This window comes from Streptomyces sp. 891-h, from assembly GCF_022760275.1.
Lineage (GTDB): Bacteria > Actinomycetota > Actinomycetes > Streptomycetales > Streptomycetaceae > Streptomyces > Streptomyces spirodelae.
The window spans coordinates 3,475,403-3,492,088 of record NZ_CP050693.1; the positions used below are offsets into that span (position 1 = coordinate 3,475,403).

At 68.8% G+C, this 16,686-nt stretch carries 10 protein-coding genes, 1 tRNA gene and 2 pseudogenes; 4 read left to right on the plus strand and 9 right to left on the minus strand.

Going from position 1 to position 16,686, the window contains the following annotated elements; all coding sequences use genetic code 11:
- Positions 1-209: 209 nt before the first annotated feature.
- Together HC362_RS14975 and HC362_RS14980 are read right to left on the minus strand one after the other, a co-directional pair.
- Positions 210-806: a hypothetical protein gene (locus HC362_RS14975; protein ID WP_243084455.1), complete on the minus strand. Its 597-nt coding sequence runs from the start codon at positions 804-806 to the stop codon at positions 210-212.
- Between the two features lie 352 nt (positions 807-1,158).
- Positions 1,159-6,285, minus strand: a complete 5,127-nt coding sequence (locus tag HC362_RS14980) for a caspase family protein (protein ID WP_279240101.1) — start codon at positions 6,283-6,285, stop codon at positions 1,159-1,161.
- A 203-nt stretch (positions 6,286-6,488) separates the two neighbouring features.
- Between HC362_RS14980 and HC362_RS14985 the strand changes: the two are divergent.
- Positions 6,489-6,868: pseudogene (locus HC362_RS14985) on the plus strand (transposase); the annotation flags it as partial.
- A 329-nt stretch (positions 6,869-7,197) separates the two neighbouring features.
- Here HC362_RS14985 and HC362_RS14990 read toward each other — a convergent pair.
- From HC362_RS14990 to HC362_RS15000, 3 genes are read right to left on the minus strand one after another with little or no spacing between them, the layout of a single operon-like run.
- Complete coding sequence (locus HC362_RS14990; RefSeq protein ID WP_243084458.1) at positions 7,198-7,857, minus strand: hypothetical protein; 660 nt, start codon at positions 7,855-7,857, stop codon at positions 7,198-7,200.
- 57 nt (positions 7,858-7,914) lie between these two features.
- Positions 7,915-8,826 carry a hypothetical protein gene (locus HC362_RS14995; protein ID WP_243084460.1) on the minus strand — a complete coding sequence of 304 codons (912 nt, stop codon included), beginning with the start codon at positions 8,824-8,826 and terminating at the stop codon, positions 7,915-7,917.
- Entirely contained in the window at positions 8,823-10,595 is a 1,773-nt protein-coding gene (locus HC362_RS15000; protein ID WP_243084461.1) for a hypothetical protein, read from the minus strand. Before HC362_RS15000 ends, HC362_RS14995 begins: the two co-directional genes overlap by 4 nt.
- A gap of 86 nt (positions 10,596-10,681) precedes the next feature.
- Between HC362_RS15000 and HC362_RS15005 the strand changes: the two genes are divergently transcribed.
- The 3 genes and pseudogenes from HC362_RS15005 (at position 10,682) to HC362_RS15015 (ending at position 12,449) form a co-directional block, all read left to right on the plus strand.
- The gene (locus HC362_RS15005; RefSeq protein WP_243084463.1) at positions 10,682-11,404 is read left to right on the plus strand and encodes an NUDIX domain-containing protein; all 723 of its coding nucleotides are present in this window, start codon (positions 10,682-10,684) and stop codon (positions 11,402-11,404) included.
- 230 nt (positions 11,405-11,634) lie between these two features.
- Positions 11,635-11,832: pseudogene (locus HC362_RS15010) on the plus strand (site-specific integrase); the annotation flags it as partial.
- Between the two features lie 113 nt (positions 11,833-11,945).
- Positions 11,946-12,449, plus strand: coding sequence for a hypothetical protein (locus HC362_RS15015; RefSeq protein ID WP_243084465.1), 504 nt, complete (start codon positions 11,946-11,948; stop codon positions 12,447-12,449).
- A 170-nt stretch (positions 12,450-12,619) separates the two neighbouring features.
- Here HC362_RS15015 and HC362_RS15020 read toward each other — a convergent pair.
- The 4 genes from HC362_RS15020 to HC362_RS15035 all read right to left on the minus strand — a co-directional run bounded on the left by HC362_RS15020 (position 12,620) and on the right by HC362_RS15035 (position 16,620).
- Positions 12,620-12,692: transfer RNA gene (locus HC362_RS15020), tRNA-Lys, on the minus strand.
- A gap of 113 nt (positions 12,693-12,805) precedes the next feature.
- The gene (locus tag HC362_RS15025) at positions 12,806-15,010 is read right to left on the minus strand and encodes a DEAD/DEAH box helicase (RefSeq protein WP_243084466.1); all 2,205 of its coding nucleotides are present in this window, start codon (positions 15,008-15,010) and stop codon (positions 12,806-12,808) included.
- A gap of 404 nt (positions 15,011-15,414) precedes the next feature.
- Positions 15,415-16,038 carry a hypothetical protein gene (locus tag HC362_RS15030; RefSeq protein ID WP_243084468.1) on the minus strand — a complete coding sequence of 208 codons (624 nt, stop codon included), beginning with the start codon at positions 16,036-16,038 and terminating at the stop codon, positions 15,415-15,417.
- 216 nt (positions 16,039-16,254) lie between these two features.
- Positions 16,255-16,620 (minus strand): metallopeptidase family protein, encoded by a 366-nt coding sequence (locus tag HC362_RS15035; protein ID WP_243088608.1) that lies wholly within the window; start codon positions 16,618-16,620, stop codon positions 16,255-16,257.
- Positions 16,621-16,686 lie beyond the last annotated feature (66 nt).

Here is a 16,686-nt window from a genome sequence, read left to right on the forward strand (position 1 = left end):
TCGCGTTGAGCAGCTTCCTCGGCATTTGGATCTCGGCAACGCGCAAGGCATCGGGGAATGTAGCCGTTGCGGTCGCACATGACCGTCGTAGGGGTGGCTGAAGCGCGTGTGCTTCTGCGCTAGGTAAAAGAACTCCTGCTGCTGGACTTGGGTGCCGTTGTTCGCGCTTGGCATCAGCTCAGGGACGCGATGCGATTCGAATACATCCCTCAGCTGCACATCTTGGCCCGAGTCATGTTCACGATGGACGGCCAAGGCAACGAGACCTTGCCACTCGTCTGCGAGCTGATTTCCACGTGTTTCCGGTCAGCGAGGATCAACTTTCCGCATACCACACCCGTGTCGGTCCTCACCATGACCTCATGGGTGCCGGAAGCCTGCGTCATCACCCATGCGACGACAAGTGCACCGGCCACCAGGATCACCCCCAAGACACAGCACAGGGAGGCCCAGGCGAGTGCCCGAGTCACTCGTGCCGCTTCCTGCTCTGTCCAGCGCCGCAGAGCCTGCCCGCCCAGGAGGATCTCGCGTTCCGGGGCCCCGTGCGCCGCTCGTACGGCCAGGAGCGAGCCCGCGGTCATGAGTACAAAGGCGGTGACCAGCAGCCCAGTGGCTATCGCGCGTGCGATGTCAGGCAGGTCGGCGAGGTTGTCCCGGCCCTTGAGTAGTACGAGGACCGCGAGCAGAGCGGTCAGCCCGGTGAGGCCGGTGCGCCAGCCCTCTGCTTGCCTGCGCAGTTCGGGAAGCCTGGTGAACTCCATTTCCCGGGCCAGCTCGGCCCAGCGACGGTCGGAACGGGTACTCATCGCCGAATCCGCCAGCTCGCGCCGCACCCGACGAACGACGTGTCCGGCGGACACTGCGGATGGGCGTGACCGCACTCGCACAGGTGCACCTCCGCCAGCAGCGGCTCCGGCCCTCCATCCGCTCTCCGCGTCTCCCCCCTCCCGAAGAGTAGGCTGAGGCCGCCCTTCGTCCCTGTGCCCGGCCGGGCCCACGGGAACAGGGTGCTGGTCTCGCCGTGGCAGCGTGGACATGCCCCCGCGACGATCATTCCCCGTCCGTCCGGCGCGAGTTGTTGGGTGAACAGGGAGGCACTGATCTCGCCGGCATCCTCATCGGCGTACGGCATGGAGTGATCGTGCCGGTCGGTCCCTGTCATGGTTTCTCCTCCAACTCGTCGGGTTTCTCGCCCAGCTCGGCGGCGTGGTCCAACCGGAGTCCGAACAGGCCCGCGTATGTCTCCAGGCGCTGCTGCACCCACGCAGGCGTCTCACCCACCGCCCGGGCGCAGTGCTCTATCCGGCCCTGTCGGACCGGGCCGGTCAGAGCGGGAAGTTCCCCGTCCAGTCCCTCGGAGAGGATCGCCAGATCCTGCCAACCGGGCACGACGTCGGGCACGTCGGTGATCGACGGCGGTGTTCCCTCCAGAACGAGGTACGGCGTGATGCGCCTCTGCCAGGTCTGCTGCACCGACTCGCCGAGGCGGCCGGCGACACTGACCAGATCGAGAGGCTGCAGCGGGGAGCCTGGCGCGGAGAGGCGGTACGCCGGATCGACCGCCACGGCGTCGTGAGCAGTGGGCACTTCGTCAGGCAGAGCGGACTCCGCGTCGGCGGACAGCTCCGGTACGAGCGCACCGATGGCCCGCAGAGGAGCCAGGGCCTGGTACGCCTCACGCGAACTGACGTCGCGGTTACGGGCGTAGGTGACGAGTTGCTGCGCGGTGAGCGGGACCCAGCGAGGGGTCTCGAACCACACGTAGTCCACATCCTCGTGCATCCCGTCGGCGATCAACGCCGATGTCTCATGCCATGTCGGGGCAAACGTCCTTAGCTCCCTGGGCAGGGGCGGGGCCACGAGGCCGGCGCTCAGCCCCAGGCGCTGGGCTTCCTGGTGCGCGGTGTCCCACAGGACCGACAACTGCTGCTGGAGCCGCTGACTGCCGGTGAACAGAACTGCCGAGGTCGCCGGGACGGGATAGTCGGCACCCTCCCAGCTGGGGTCCTCCCCGGAGAACGCGTACCTGCTGGGCATGGGCAGTTCGTCCCAGGCCCACAGCAGCCTCGCCGCGTCCGGGAGAGCCACTCCGGCCTCTCTCAGCTCATCCACACACCAGGACAGTTCTTCCCACGACGTGTCGTGGGAACGGACGAACGCGAGATCCCCGATCGAAATGCCGTCCTCCAGGCGAATATCCGTCTCGTGCAGCCAGCCGACAAGGTTGCCCGTGTCGAGGGAGGGGACCACATCTCTTCCGGGCGAGCGCCTGGTGTAGCGCCGGCGGTGGAGCACGCCGAGGACTTCCGTCTCGCGGGCGAGGATGCGTTCGGCCTCCCATACGGAGATCTCGTACTCCGCGGCCAGCTCGATCGTGGCGGCCCATGGCAGTACGGGTCGGCCGTCGGCACCGTGCCCGATGAAGCGGCGCAGAACGGGAAGTACCTCGGCCGACACCTTGTCCCACCGGGCGGCAAGAACCGCGTCAGGCACGGGGCGGCCCAGCCAGGCGAACTCAGCCAGGCGCCGGTTCACTTCGCCCGCGTCGACGCCGGTCGCGACGGCCACCACCGGTACGTCCCAGGGGTGGACGGCGGGCCGCCAGTGATACTTGTCCTCCTGCAGGTAGAGAAGTTTCAATTCGGCGTCCGTGCAGACATGGTCGCGATGGTGGTCCGGGACGGCGCGCAGCGGCTCGCCTACGAACGGCGCGTACCGGGAGCATGCCTCTGCCAGCTTGCCCAGCGGCTCGTGGAATGTGGCGGAGGCGCGGGCGATACCCGAGAGATCCTCGGGCGAGTGCCGGAAGTAGATCTCGTTGGCGGCCCGCTTCTTGCGCGGCAGGCGGCGTCCCCAGACGCTGATGTTGGAGCTGTTGCCCAGTCGATCGGGTTCGCTGCCCAGGAGCCCTCTCACGACGGACCAGTCGGTGAAGTCCGGTTGCCAGTCCAGGTCGCCGTCACCGACTACGGCCGGCCCCGCCAGCCGCGGATGCGCGATGCGCATGCCCCGCATCGCGCGGAGTACCTCCGCCACCGTCGTCTCCTGCTCGTAGGCCAGCAGGACTGCCGTACGCCAGTCGCTTTCGGCCTTCGCCGCGATGGCCGACCATCCCGCCTGCGGCACGGGGTGGCCCGAGAGGGACAAGGGCATCGTTTCCTTCCGGCTCCGGAAGCCGGGCCGGAGGGCGGCCAGTCGCCAAGGCCGGATCGCCTCGGAGAGCTTCTCCTCCTCGCTCCGCCGGGGTCGGCTGTCCAAGGAGGCATCCAGGCTGAAGTAGCCGACCTCATCGAGGTTCACCTGCCGGCCGAGGCCATCCGACGCGAGCACCCCGCGGCCACGCAGCTTCTCCCACAGAGTACGGGCGATCGAGGGCTCGCGTTCCTCCAGCCTCCACAACCACTTCAGACTCAACCCCGAGTCGGCGGCGAGCACTTGGGCGCCCTGCTGGAACTGCTCCTCGGCCCAGCGGACGTCGTATCGCTCGAGCTTCTTGCGGTTGACACTGAGTTCACCGGCGTGCGCGCCCGACAGATTGAGCACGTACCCGAACGTCCTTTTGTCTGTGCCGATTCCATCGCACACGATCGCCCCGTCGCCCGAGACCCACCACAGTGTGCCGGGCACCGCTTCGACGGCGAAACGGGTGGAGAACGATCCCGGCTCCTCACCAAACTTGAGCCGCCCGGGCAGCCAGGTCTCTTCCGTGCCGTCCTGGTCGCGCACCTCGAGCCGGAACTCGCTGAACAGGACGAGAGAGTGCAGCACCGACACGGCGGAGTTCCCGGGCAGCGCCCCCGCGCGACGCAGGTGCAGTCGGACGCGCGTGCCACCGCCCGGCAACGCAGTGCCGCCGCGCTCGTCGTCTTCCCGGACCCGGAATAGACTGCCGCTGACCGGGATCTCGACGCGCAACGCCTTCTCGGCCGGGCGGCCGTCCGGGCCGACCGGCCGGGTCACGATCGTCATCTCGTCGGCGAGCATGAAGTAGCTGAAGACGCCGATGCCGAAACGGCTGTTGGGATAGAGCCGCAGCGAACTGTCGTGGCGCAGCCACGCCGCCTGCTCCCTGCGGAAGGAGTGCGACTGGTCGAAGCGGCGGCCGGCCCGGGTGAAGGTGCTCTTCAGCTGGTCAGCGGTCATACCGACCCCGTTGTCCACACACTCAAGGTACGGTCCGCGGCTGTCCTCGCCAGCCTCGATGCGGATCCGGCCCGCCCACCCAGCCGGCTCTCGGCCGAGACCCCGCAGATACCGGACGCGCATCTCCCGGTAGCGGCAGGCATCCATGGCGTTCTGGTACAGCTCCCGCAGTGCGAGTTCCGGCTCACCGTCGTACAGCTTCTCGCCCATCAGCAGGCGGCGGATCTCCGTCTGTGCCAGCGAGAAACGTGCGAGTGGTACGTCGTACGCGTCCGTGCCGTGCTCACGGTCCGGCCGGAGCTGGTGGTCGGACAGCCGTGCGGGGAGTCCCCGGAGCAGCGCGGCCTCATCCTGCGGGAGGCGACGGGCCGTCTCCCTGAGCTGGTACCCGAGGTCGTCGGCGCCCTCGACCACGGAGGCGAGTGCCGCGTGGATCGAGGGATGCGGGCAGACTGCGTCCAGACGCAGATACGAGGGAGCGCTACCCTCCTGGTCGAGGTCCCAGAGGGCGTCCCGGAGCACCGTGATCACCTCGCGGGGCACCACCGGATCGGAGACGGCGAGATGCTCCGCGAGAACCTCCGGCAGACACCGGGCGTCGAAGGCGAGCAGCCCCGCGAGCCGCAGCAGCGCCGCAAGCGGCCGTACGCGCAGGCGCGACGGTGTTCTGTGCACGACATGACGGTTCGGCGGCAGCCGCTGGTCGTCCGGCGGTGCACCGAGGACGAGGCCCGCGGCGATCGCACACAGCGCGGTGGACAGTGCCCCCGCCCGGCCGCCGAGCCGCTCGCCCGACGCCGGCAGTGGCACGTCGAGGAGCCGGGCAACGAAGCCGTCGGCCAGAACCGCGGGCACGGCCTCCTCGTCGGTCGCGAAGCGTTCCTCGATCCAGCGGTGGACCAGCCACAGCGCGACGGCGTGCCGGTCGTCCTCGGGATCCAGCAGCCACAGGTATGCGTCTGAGAGCTTCTCGGTGATCTGGGGGTAGTGCTCGGTGATCTGCTCGTAGTGCCGCCGTTGGTCGTCGGCCTTGTTCCTGCGCCTCACGAGTTGCGGATGGAACTCGGCGGCCTGGCTCAGCCGCTCGGCCCAGGCAGTCTCGTGCAGCAGGACGCCGGCGATCAGCGCGGTGACCTCCAGGGCGGACAGTTCTGTGTCCTTGGGCAGGAGCAGCGGGAGGCGGTCGGCCAGCAGCCGTACTGGATACTCGTCGTCGGCCCACGGATCGGGCAGACGTTTCTGAGCCTGGTGGACGTGGCGGGCGGACTGCGTGGCCAAGGTGGACAGGCAGTCCTGCAGATGAGCCACGGTTTCTGAGTCGGAGGCCGAGGCCCTTTCCCAAAGGGCCGGTGTGCGCACCGCGTCCTGCCATGCCTGTAGCAGCCGTCTGCCCGTGGCGATTTCCAAGGATCTGGTCTTTTCGGCCAGGTCGTTCCCGTAGCGAATCAGTACTCCCTGGGACCCGGCCTGCGCCCGTACCGCGAGCGCATGGGTGTCGCGTCTGGTCTTCTCATACACCTGCTCCACCGTCGTGGCCTCGGTCAGCGGGTCGAAGGCCAGGGCGAGCGACGAAGTGAAGAAGCTACCGGTCTCCGCGAAGCCACTGAGCTCACCGGGGCCGCAGCTGGTGATCATGGCGAAGCCACTGTGCGGCGGTCCCTTGACGACGTTGCTGCCGAAGGCAGGAGTGTGCTCGCCCTCTGCCCAGCGGCATGCGTCGATCAGCCACAGCACGGTGCCAGCCGAACAATTGGCCAGATACGGACTGATGTCGGCTGGCAGGAGCGACTCCTGTACGTGGGGTTGCTCCCACCCGGCAGCTTTGTTGCCGTTGTTGGCAGGGGCTCGGGCGTCAGAAGGCACCAAGTAGTCGGTCGTACCGATCCGGACACCGTGCCCGGTGAAGTAGAGAAGCAGTGTGCTGCCAGGCGGCGCGCTCGCGGAGAGGTCGGAGAGGCGCTCGGTGATCTCGTTGCGGGTGGGATTCAGCAGGGTCTCCACCGCGTAGTCGCTGCCTTGCAGGGCGTCGCCCAGGACCCGCAGATCGGCGTCGACCGTAGCTGCCAGGGAGGGAAGGATGTGATCGGCTCCCGGGTTCTCACCCACGCCGATGAGCAAGGCTATGCGTCCGCGATCTTCCATCTGACCCCCGTTTCCCCCACCCCAACCCGCTCATACTTTCATCTGGTCTGACCAGGCGGCAGCGGATCGGCCATGCGGTGGGTGAGTGAGCCAGACACGAGCGAGCGTCCTCCCCGTGGCCGTGCCGCGCGCGCTGCGGGCATGCGAGAACGCTGCAGTGATCGGCCAAAGCCGCGATCACAAACGGCATGGCAAGGGTGCCGTTGTTGCTGGACCGGCTGCGGGCGGCGGAGCGCCTGGACTTCTCCCGTGCCACCATCGATACGTCTCATGTGCAGGCCAAGCGGGGGCGAAGCCGCCCAATAGTCGGTCCGAGCCCGGTTGACCGCGCACGGCCGGGCTCGAAACACCACGTGCTGACCGAGGGGAACGGTATCCCGCTGCGGGTGTCGTTGACCGGCGCCCACCGCAACGATGTCACCCAACTGATGCCGCTGGTCGATGGCCTGCCACTGGTTCGGGGCAAGCGGGGCCGGCCCCGCCGCAGACCTCGCGCGCTGTACGCCGACCGCGAGTAGACCACGACATCTACCGGCGACGGCTGCGCGAACGGAACATCACTCCGGAGATCGCCCGCCGCGGGCAGCCGCACGTCTCGGTCAGAGCATGCCGCGCGGTGCCGGGCTCATCTGCGAGATCCTTCCACACCAGGTCAGGAGTGGTGCGGAAGGTGATCACTGCCGCGTCATCCGGAAGGTTCGGGCACGTTCGCCCACGCATCGAGGCTCTCTGAACTGCGGCCCAGCAATACGGTGATTGGAGCGTGCTGGTGGCGTGGTGGGGCAGCGCCCTCGAAGGTGAGGTATGAATCCGGCCATCAGTCAGCCGCCCCGCTCGTGCTCGCCGCACTGCTGACAGCGGCCGCCCCGGCGCGGACACTCGCAAACCGGGCCCAGCCCGGTGAGCGAGGACTTACGCCGCGGAGGCGACCGGCGAACTGCCCGTCCAGGCCGCTTCGAATAGCTGCAGCGCGACGGCGTACAGAAGTCCCGGTGCTCGTACGTACAGGCAGGGAGAGTTCCTGCCGTGCTCGGAGCTGCTGTAGAAGGTGAGGTAGGCGACCCGGTCCGTTGCGATCACTCGGCAGGTGTGTGGCAGATCGAAACCACGAAGCTCGAAGTTGCGCTGGGTTCGTGCAGCCCGGGAGAGATAGCTGATGTTCGACTCGATCTGGCTTCTGAGGAGAGCGGGAGTGAAACCCGCGTCGAACCTTCCCACGTCGCGCGAGCGCCGCTCCAGCCATGAGCCGGTCCCGGTGTGCGGGTCGGGGAGGAGGACCTGCACGGAATCCATTGGCAGCACACCCGACCACACCGGGGAGAACGCCTCACGTGTGAGCACATTCCCACGCCCTGCCAGCACCTTGATCCAGCGGGCCCGGCTCAAGTCCCGCGCCAAGTCCGGCTCGGCGGCGGACTGGAGACGGTACACACGGCCGAGGCCGGTGCCCGTGCACCGGGAGCCGAGGGCGACAAGCCACCACAGTGGCCGCGAGCCGCGCAGCAGGCCGAGAACGAGAACGATCACACTGGCAGCTAAAGAGCTGAGAACCCCGAACAGAAAAGCAGTCATCCGAAATCTTCCCTGCTTGCGTAGTTTCCTGGCCCCGCAGATTCGATCGGCACGGATTCAGCACAGGTATTGCAGGAGCTGGCCCAGAACGTGCGCCGCGTTACGCGCCGCGAGTTCGTGGTATCCGTGGCCCTTGTGCTCGTCGGCGTTGTCGGACACACCACGGACGACCACCCACCCCGGGTTGTGCTCGCCGTGGACGGAGTTCTCCTGCCAGTACTGACTCAGCCCGCCGGCCTCCATGTCCACCGCCAGCACCTTCTCGTGGTAGGTGCTGAGATAGCTGCGGATGTCGCTCTCCCGGTCGGCGATCACGGCCTCGCCCGATCCGATGACTCCGGGATAGACCTCGTACTCTTCCGACGCATGCGAAAGCGCCTGACCGTTGATCCGCGCTGGGGTTCCGTGGTCGGCGAAATAGGCGTTCACGCCATGGACGACTGACGCTGGAGCCTGGCGATGCTCTCCGCGACGCCGGATACCTCCACCGGGATTGAGCTTGCGATTCTCGTAGTAGACGATGTCGGTCGCGACGATGACGTTGCCGATACGGGCATGCCCTTTGTGGATTCCTCCGCCGACACCGACCAAGGCCCACAGTCGCGGGCTGTAATGGCGGCGCAGATTCTCGAAGGCGGCCATCGCCGACCGCTGTCCCTGGCTCTGGCTCTGGGTGGCCACGACTCGGATGTCGGCGTCCGGCGTAGCACAGCGCCCCTGGTAGAAGAAAAGGCCACCGGGAACCCTGTGGCGTTCCAGCTTCAGCTCGTCCACCACAGCCCGGAGTTCCTCGCTGAGGATCGCGACCACTCCGATGTCCCAGGGGGCGGCTCCCCCGCCGCTCTCGGCCGGACGGGTGCCGGGCCCGTGCGAAGGGGCGCCCGCGGCAACTTGGGCGTGCTCCCCGATGGCATTGTTGGTGAAGACATTGTTGTTGCCACGGCTGACGATGCCGCGATTGACGCTCATGAATCCCCTCCGCTGCTCTGGGCGTTCGCACCGGACGGCGCGCCCGCCGGGCTCCCGGCTTGAGCTCCGCTACCTACCGCGTTGTTCGTGAAGGTGTTGTTGTCACCGATGTTGACGATGCCACTGTTGATGATCTTGAGTGCTCGGTCGTTGAACTCTGAGATTTCCACGTCTCTGGAGCGCAGGAAGTCGCTGGCCGCCCGGAGCAGGCGCCACTCGATCGTCTTCATTTGACCAAGGATGTAGCTCTTCTCCAGCTGGATCTTGGGCCATGCCTGCGACATCTCCTCCCGGATGCTGACCCGGGTTCCGATCAGCACGTTGCGAATCCGCGTCCTCGTCAGATCACGAGGGAGCAGCGCGGCTTTTCCCAGGGTGTAGACGTAGCGGATGATCCGCCACAGTCGCGGAATCTCCGTCGGCAGCGTGGCGAGTTCCCGGAATGCGGCCCATACGACGGCTGGCGCTCCGTGCTGCCCGAACTCGGTGATGCGCTGGAAGGACCTGGGTGTGTGGGCAAGCACGCACGCTGCCGTTGAGATGCTCAGGGTGCGTCCCTGCACGTTGACGTGCAGAAGCACAGTGGCGACGAACTCCCCGCCGCCAGTGGGCGTGGTGACCTCAAGGAAGTGGTGCTGTCTGGCTCCAGGCGTGTCGATGATTTCCCGCATGTCGCGCTCGCCGATCCACCGGGGCAGAAGAGCACGTTGAGCCGCGACATCGGTTTCCGCCACGTAGACACGGTCGCGCACCTGCGCGGGAAGTCGGACGTCCAGGTTGTCCGATGCCAACTGTCCGACCGCCTCCCGCAGATGATCGACCAGCTCATGCGCCTGGAAGGGAGGTGCCGGGTGCTCTCGCTCGTGCAAGGGCGCCTCGTCGTCGCCAGGGCGCAGCAGTTGGATGCTCATCGGAGGGTTCCACTGATAGACCAACTCCCCGGCCCCGACGAACGGTGACTGGTCGCCGAAGAGCGTGAACATGGTGAGGTCGTCCTCGTCGTCCTCGTCCTCGGTATGGCGGGGGCGGCGGTACACGACACAGACGTGCTGCTGCTGTGCGTCCGCAGCCCGTTGCCGACGGGACAGCTTCCGCGGCCTGAGGCTGCCCGCCCGCAGGATGCGGTTCAGCATCACCTGACGGAGAGCCCCGACGAGAAGACACACGACCACGATCACCCCGAGCAACAACAGGCCCACGGCGCCATCGGCCGGGTGCAGCGCCGCGACGACCAGGGCGGTGGAAGCCACCGCAAGCGCGGCCCAGCCGATGCGCTTGAGCTTGCGCCTCCTCTCGGGATCGCTCTCGGTGAAGATCAGCGCGAGTAGGCCCCGCCACCCCCTCTGTCTCCGTCCCCGCTGCCCTCGTTGCTGCCCTGGAACACGGCGCCTGGTCCTCCGCCCGAATCGTCGATCCGGATCCGTGCCGCAGAGCAATCTCGCGAGACGCACCAGCCACAAGAGGGCGACACCGCAGGTGACCACGGTGGCAGCGGGTGCGGCGCCCGCGAGAGCCGGGCCGACCACCGCCCCCACGACGGTCACGCGGAGCAGTGCGCTCAGCGCCGCGGCACGCCAGGCGTGGTGCATGACCGGAACAATGTCGAACCCGTACGAGGGAGCGACGCGGCGATGAGGAGCAGTGCACACCTCGTCGACCACGAGGTCACGGAACCGCTCGTCCACGTAGACGCCAGCGCATAAGTGACGGGTGGCCGTGGTGGGTTCGCCGGGCGTTTCCTTGGCTGGCGACGCGTGGGAAGAGATCAAGCCCGTCCCCCCGGTCAGGTTATGGTTGCAATGACCTTAAGCGCTCCACCATGTTTTAGTCAATGTGACCTTTAAGGAGTTCCCCTGTGGATGACTGGCTCATCGACTCCACGGAGGTGGAAGCGTCTTGGGTGACGGCGGATCTGGCGATCTTCACCGTCAGGGGCGGCCGACTGATGGTCCTCCTGATCGAGCGCGGCGTGAAGCCCTACCGGGGCCACCCCGCGCTACCGGGCGGATATGTGCAGAAGACCGAGACCCTGCGCGAGGGGGCGCTGCGTGAGCTCTGGGAGGAGGCGGGCATCGACGGGAGCCGCCTGCATCTGGAACAGCTGGGCGCCTACGGCGATCCCCGGCGCGACCCCAGGGGCCGCGTCGTCACGATCGCCTACCTCGCGCTGGGGCCGGACCTCCCCGCTCCCGTGGGCGGCACCGATGCCAGGCGTGCCTACTGGTTCCCGGTGTCAGAACTGGCCGACGACCCACACGCCCTGGCGTTCGACCATATGGACATCCTCACGGACGCGCTGGAGCAAATCCGCAGAAAGCTGGAGTACACCGCCGTTGCCACGGCTTTCTGCGGCGAATCCTTCACATTGAGCGAACTCCGCACGGTGTACGAGGTCGTCTGGGGGGAGCACCTCGATCCGAGCAACTTCCGCCGCAAAGTGCTCAACACGGCGGGATTCGTCCAGCCGACGGGAGACCAGCGGCTCCCCGCGACCGGGCGCCCGGCCGCTCTCTACCGTCGAGGAAGCGCCTGGCTACTCAGCCCGCCCCTGCTGCGGGCCGCCGGGAAGGCGAAGTAGGGGCAGCGCATGTAGGCCCAGCAGGGACCAGACCTGCTCAAAGAGGGCATCGGCGTGAGCGGCGGTCACGTAGGCGCCGCAAATGCCTCCGGCCAGGGCGTGCAGGCGGCGTGCTGGGGGCAAGACGGGTTGTGGGCCGGAACTTGTTCATGCACGCCTTCCGGAAGGTATCGCGGGCCCGCCCAGCCGGGGTTTGACTGTGCCCTGCGCACGCTGAGCAGAACCGCGGAAGTGCGCTCGTCCATGCGGGCGGCGGCGACCTCCACACGATCAAGGAGACCCTGCGCCATTCCACCATCGTGCTGGCCTCGGATACGTACACCAGCCTTCTCCCGGAGGTCGATCGCAGCGCCGCCGAGGCGGGCGTGCGATTGATCCCCCGATCCCGTCGTGGCAAGAGCGGCAGCAACGAACGAGGGGAGCCGTGATCTCAAAGACCCACAACCTGGTCCCAGCCGTACAGAGATTGCAATCAACGTGCACTGTGGCCTGTCTTGTCGAATTCCCTCCGCGCAGGCACTCGGAGTGCCACGCTCGCTCCATGGGACGAAACAGCCAACGCCGACGAAGCACCCGCACAGGACGTAAGAACGTTCCCCAGCCGGATGTGTCCGAGATTTCCCGTGCCCGCACAGCCAAGCGCTTACGGGCCGACATCGCCACCTGGCTGGAGAACCCCTCAAAGGGCCCCGGAGGCTCCTTCATCGAGGGAGACCATCCGTCTGACCCGACAGCCGTCTTCGCCGTCCTGATGGGCTGGCTAGTCGCAGCCCGCGAGGCGATCACCGAAGAGCAGGCATGCGAGGCCGTCGACTGGGTCCATGACTCCCTCGGGATCGCGCACGACGATCTCATGTACGCAGCAGGTCTCATCGGACACCCGGATGCTTCGCCTGACGTGACCCTCAACGAGGCCGTGGAGCACTACGGCGACAACGACGGGCTAACCTTCGTTCTCTACATGCTGCTGCTGAGCGGCGGCTTGGTTGCCACCGTCGGAGGCGGAGACCCTGACTGGCTTCGCCAGTTCGACCTCGCGGCATAGCCGCTGGCTCTCCAGCCCCCTGCGCATGCGCGTTCGTGCCACCCATTCAGGGACCGTCCGCTCACGCATCGCTCACGCCCACCACCCCGAAACGACGAAGCGCCCGGACCGATCACCTCGGTCCGGGCGCTCCCTTGCAGGTCAGAGGGCTGGGCCCTCCTCCCTCTCGGTAGGCCGTGTGGGACTCGAACCCACAACCAATGGATTAAAAGTCCACTGCTCTGCCAATTGAGCTAACGGCCCGCACCGAGCAGCATAGCCCGGGGCTCGCGCGAGCCTCGAAGGCATTCCGGGTTGAACGCCTTCGAGGCTGCGGTCGGGCACGTGTTCGGGAGGGCCGGGGCCCTCACCGAGTGTCAGCCGTTGCGCTTCCAGCGGGGCTTGTCCGCGCGGCGGTCCGGGGTGCGGGCACCGTTGCGGCCGGGGGCGTGGGAGCCGGAGCGGTGCTCGCCGGCGCGGCCGTACGGGCGGCGGTCGTCACGGCGGTCGCGGTGGTGGGGGCGGTCGCCGCCGCGGAAGCCCTCGCGGCGAAAGCCGCGGTCGCCACCCTCGCGGCGGTCGTCACGGCGGACGTCGTCGCGGCGGTAGCCCGCCGCGCCGGAGCCGCCACGGCCACCGTCCCTGCCGCCGTCCCGGCCACCGTCACGACGGTCCCGGTCCCGGTCCCGGTCCCGGTCCCGGCCGTACGGGCGGTCGTCGCGGTCGCGGCCGTAGGGGCGCTCGTCCCGGTCGCGGTCGCGGCGGAAGCCGCCACGGTCGCCGCGGTCGTTGCCGCCGCCGTACGGGCGGCGGTCGCCGCGGTCGCGGTCACGCCGGTCGTACGACGAGCGTCCACCGCGGTCGCCGCGGTCACGGTCGGAGCGCTCGCGCTCCGCGCGCTCGCGGCGCTCCGCCTCGGCCTTGGCCTCGCGGCGGGCCTCGGCACGCGCCTCCTCGGCGGCCTGGGCGGCCTCCGCCTCGGCTGCGGCAGCGACGGCCGCCTCGGGGTCCTCGCCGCGCTCACGGGCCGCACGCGCGGTCAGCAGGGTGGCTTCCTCGCGCAGTTCGGCCGCGCGCTGCTGGAGCTTCTCCAGCTGGCGGCTGAGCTTCTTGGCCTCGCGCTCGGCCTGGCGGGCCGAGTTGGCGGCGGACTCCGCCTGGACCTCGGTCAGCGAACGGGCGCCTGTGATACGTGCCACGTCCTCGTCGAAGACGTCACCGCGGCCGATGATGTGCCGCGAGGCGTCGACGCCCGCGTCCTCCATCAGCCGGAAGATCTGCCGCCGCTGGTGGGGCAGCGCCAGCGAGACGACCGTGCCGGACTCGCCCGCGCGTGCCGTACGGCCCGAGCGGTGCAGGTAGTCCTTGTGGTCGCCGGCCGGGTCGACGTTGAGCACCAGGTCGATGCCGTCGACGTGGATGCCACGGGCAGCGACGTCGGTGGCGACCAGGACGTTGACCTTGCCGTCCTTGAAGTCGGCCAGCGTGCGGGTGCGGGCGCCCTGGGTCATACCGCCGTGCAGCGCGTCGGCGCGTACGCCCGCCTCACGCAGCTGCTCGGCGACCCGGTCGGCGCCCAGCTGGGTGCGGACGAAGATGATGGTGCGGCCCTTGCGGGCTGCGATGGCGGTGGTGACCGGCGCCTTGTCGCGCGGCTTCACGACCAGCACGTGGTGCGTCATGGTCGTCACCGCGCCCTGCGCCGCGTCCACCTCGTGCGATACCGGGTCGACGAGGTAGCGGCGCACCAGCGAGTCGATCTCCTTCTCCATGGTGGCGGAGAAGAGCATCCGCTGGCCGCCCTCGGGCACCAGGTCGAGGATCTCGGTGACCTCGGGCAGGAAGCCCAGGTCGGACATCTGGTCGGCCTCGTCCAGGATCGCCGTCTCGACGTCCTCGAGGGAGCAGGAGCCGCGGTTGATCAGGTCGCGCAGCCGGCCCGGGGTGGCGACGAGGATGTCGACACCGCGCTCCAGCGCGGAGATCTGGTTGGCCATCGACGTACCGCCGCACACGACCTTCAGCTTGAGGCCGAGCGTGTCCCCGTACGGCTGCAGCGCGTCGGAGACCTGCATCGCCAACTCACGGGTCGGGGTGAGGATCACGCCGCGCGGGCGCTTGCGCTGGGTGCGGCCACCGCTGAGGCGGGCCAGCAGCGGCAGACCGAAGGAGAGGGTCTTGCCGGAGCCGGTGCGGCCACGGCCGAGCACGTCCTTGCCGGCCAGCGCGTCCGGGATGGTGGCGGCCTGGATGGGGAACGGGGCTGTGACGCCGTTCTGGGCGAGCTTGCGTACGACGGAGTCGGGGAGACCGAGGTCGCCGAACGTGACCTTTGTCTCCTCGGTCGTCTCTTCGGTCGTGTCGACGGCGGCCGGCTCGGAGGTCTCGTCGACCGCTTCGACGACCGGCTCCGCGGTGGTCACGGCGACGCTGATCTGGTCGGCCGTCATCGCGGCCGCTTCCGTCATCTGGGGTGCTGTTTCGGTGATTTCGGAGACCGTTTCGGTGGTTTCGGGGGCCGTCTCAGCGGTCGGCTCAGGGAAGTCCTCAGGCCGTACGGCGGCAGGGGTGGTGACAGTCATGCGAGTTGCGACAACCTTCCGGAGTCATTCGGCACGCGCCCATAACTCCGTGAAATTCGCAAAGAACCGCCTCGATGCGGTCAGCCACGGTCAGAGAGAACGCGCCACACGGCGCGCTGTGATGACGGCGCCGGGCAAATGGGATCAAACGATCTACCAGCATACGCGGCCCTGGGAGCTACGCGCAAACGGGGCCGGGAGATCGCGGTCGGGCCCTGTGAGGGGCAGGGCCCCTGAGGGCGGCAGGGGCCCTGAGAGCGGCAGGGCTCCAGAGGACCGCTGGCCTCCAGGCCAGTGTGCCACCGAGCCGGTGGCCACGCCCGGGTGCCGCTTCCCGCCGGTGGCCACCCGCGGGCGCCGCCTCCCCGGCGGGCCCGCCCCAGCCCCTTGAGGACCCCGCCCGCTCAGGCCGGGCTGGGCTCGCTGCGGCGGACGAAGGTGTCGGTCCCGCTGGGCGAGGCCGTGGTCCGGGTGGGTGAGGGGTCCGGCGCGGGCTTGGTCGGGGTCGGGCTGGGCGAACTGGTGGGCGAGCCCGAGCCGCCGTCGTCCCCGCCGCCGGAGCCGCCCGAGCCGCCGCCGTCACCGGTCGGCTGGGGCCTGGGCCGGTTCCGGTCGCTGCCGGGCGAGGAGCCGGACGAGCCGGTCGTGGAGGACGCGGTCTCGCCGCCCGGGTCGTCGCCGTCCGTACGGTCCCGTTCACCCGAGCTCTCGCCGTCGCCGCGCTCGCCGTCCTCGTCCTTGCCGTCACGCTCCCGGTCGCGGTCCTTGCGCCCGTCGGCGCGGCCTCCGCTCTCGCTCCCGGCGCGGCCCTTGCGGTACGCGGTGCCGTCGAGACCGCCCTCGGGGTCGGCCGCCCCGGCGTCGTCGTCGGCCCTGCTGCCGACCGGGGCCGCGCCCTCCCCGGCGTCGCCGGTGCCCTGCACCGTCATACAGCCGCTGAGGGTGGAGACAGCCGCGAGTATCAGAGCACCGGCGGTCGTCCGCGTGACAACGGTGGCGGCGGGTGCGGCGGTACGGGATCGGCGCACGGCGGGACCTCCTGCGCGGGACATCAGGCGAGTGCCATGCCCAACTCCCCGTCACCCCAACAGGTCACGCCGCGCGGCGCGCACGGCGCGCGATACGGCGCTCACACTCGTCGCGTACCCCCAGAGGGGCCGCCGCCCCGAGGGCGCAGACCTCCCAAGCGCGCACGGGAGCCGTGTGCGCAGAGGGAGCCGTCCGCGCAGGGGGAGCCGACCGGCTCACCCGTAGCCGAGCGCGTGCAGCCGCTCGTCGTCGATGCCGAAGTGGTGTGCGATCTCGTGGACGACGGTGATCTCGACCTCTTCCACGACCCCTTCCCTGGCCTCGCCGTCCTGGTCGCTCTCCCGTTCGACCATGCGCAGGGTCGGCCCGCGGTAGATCGTGATGCGGTCCGGCAGGACGCCCGCGTACCACTCGCCGCGCTCGGTCAGCGGAGTGCCCTCATAGAGCCCGAGCAGCTCGGGGTCGCTCGCCGGAGGCTCGTCCTCCACGAACACCGCGACGTTGTCCATGAGCCTGGTCAGTTCGGGCGGTATCCGGTCGAGGGCTTCGGCGACCAGCTCCTCGAACTCCTCACGCGTCATCTCCAGCACGCGCCCATTGTCGACCAGTATCAGGGCCGGGGCATCACCCCTCACCGCCTCGGCGCG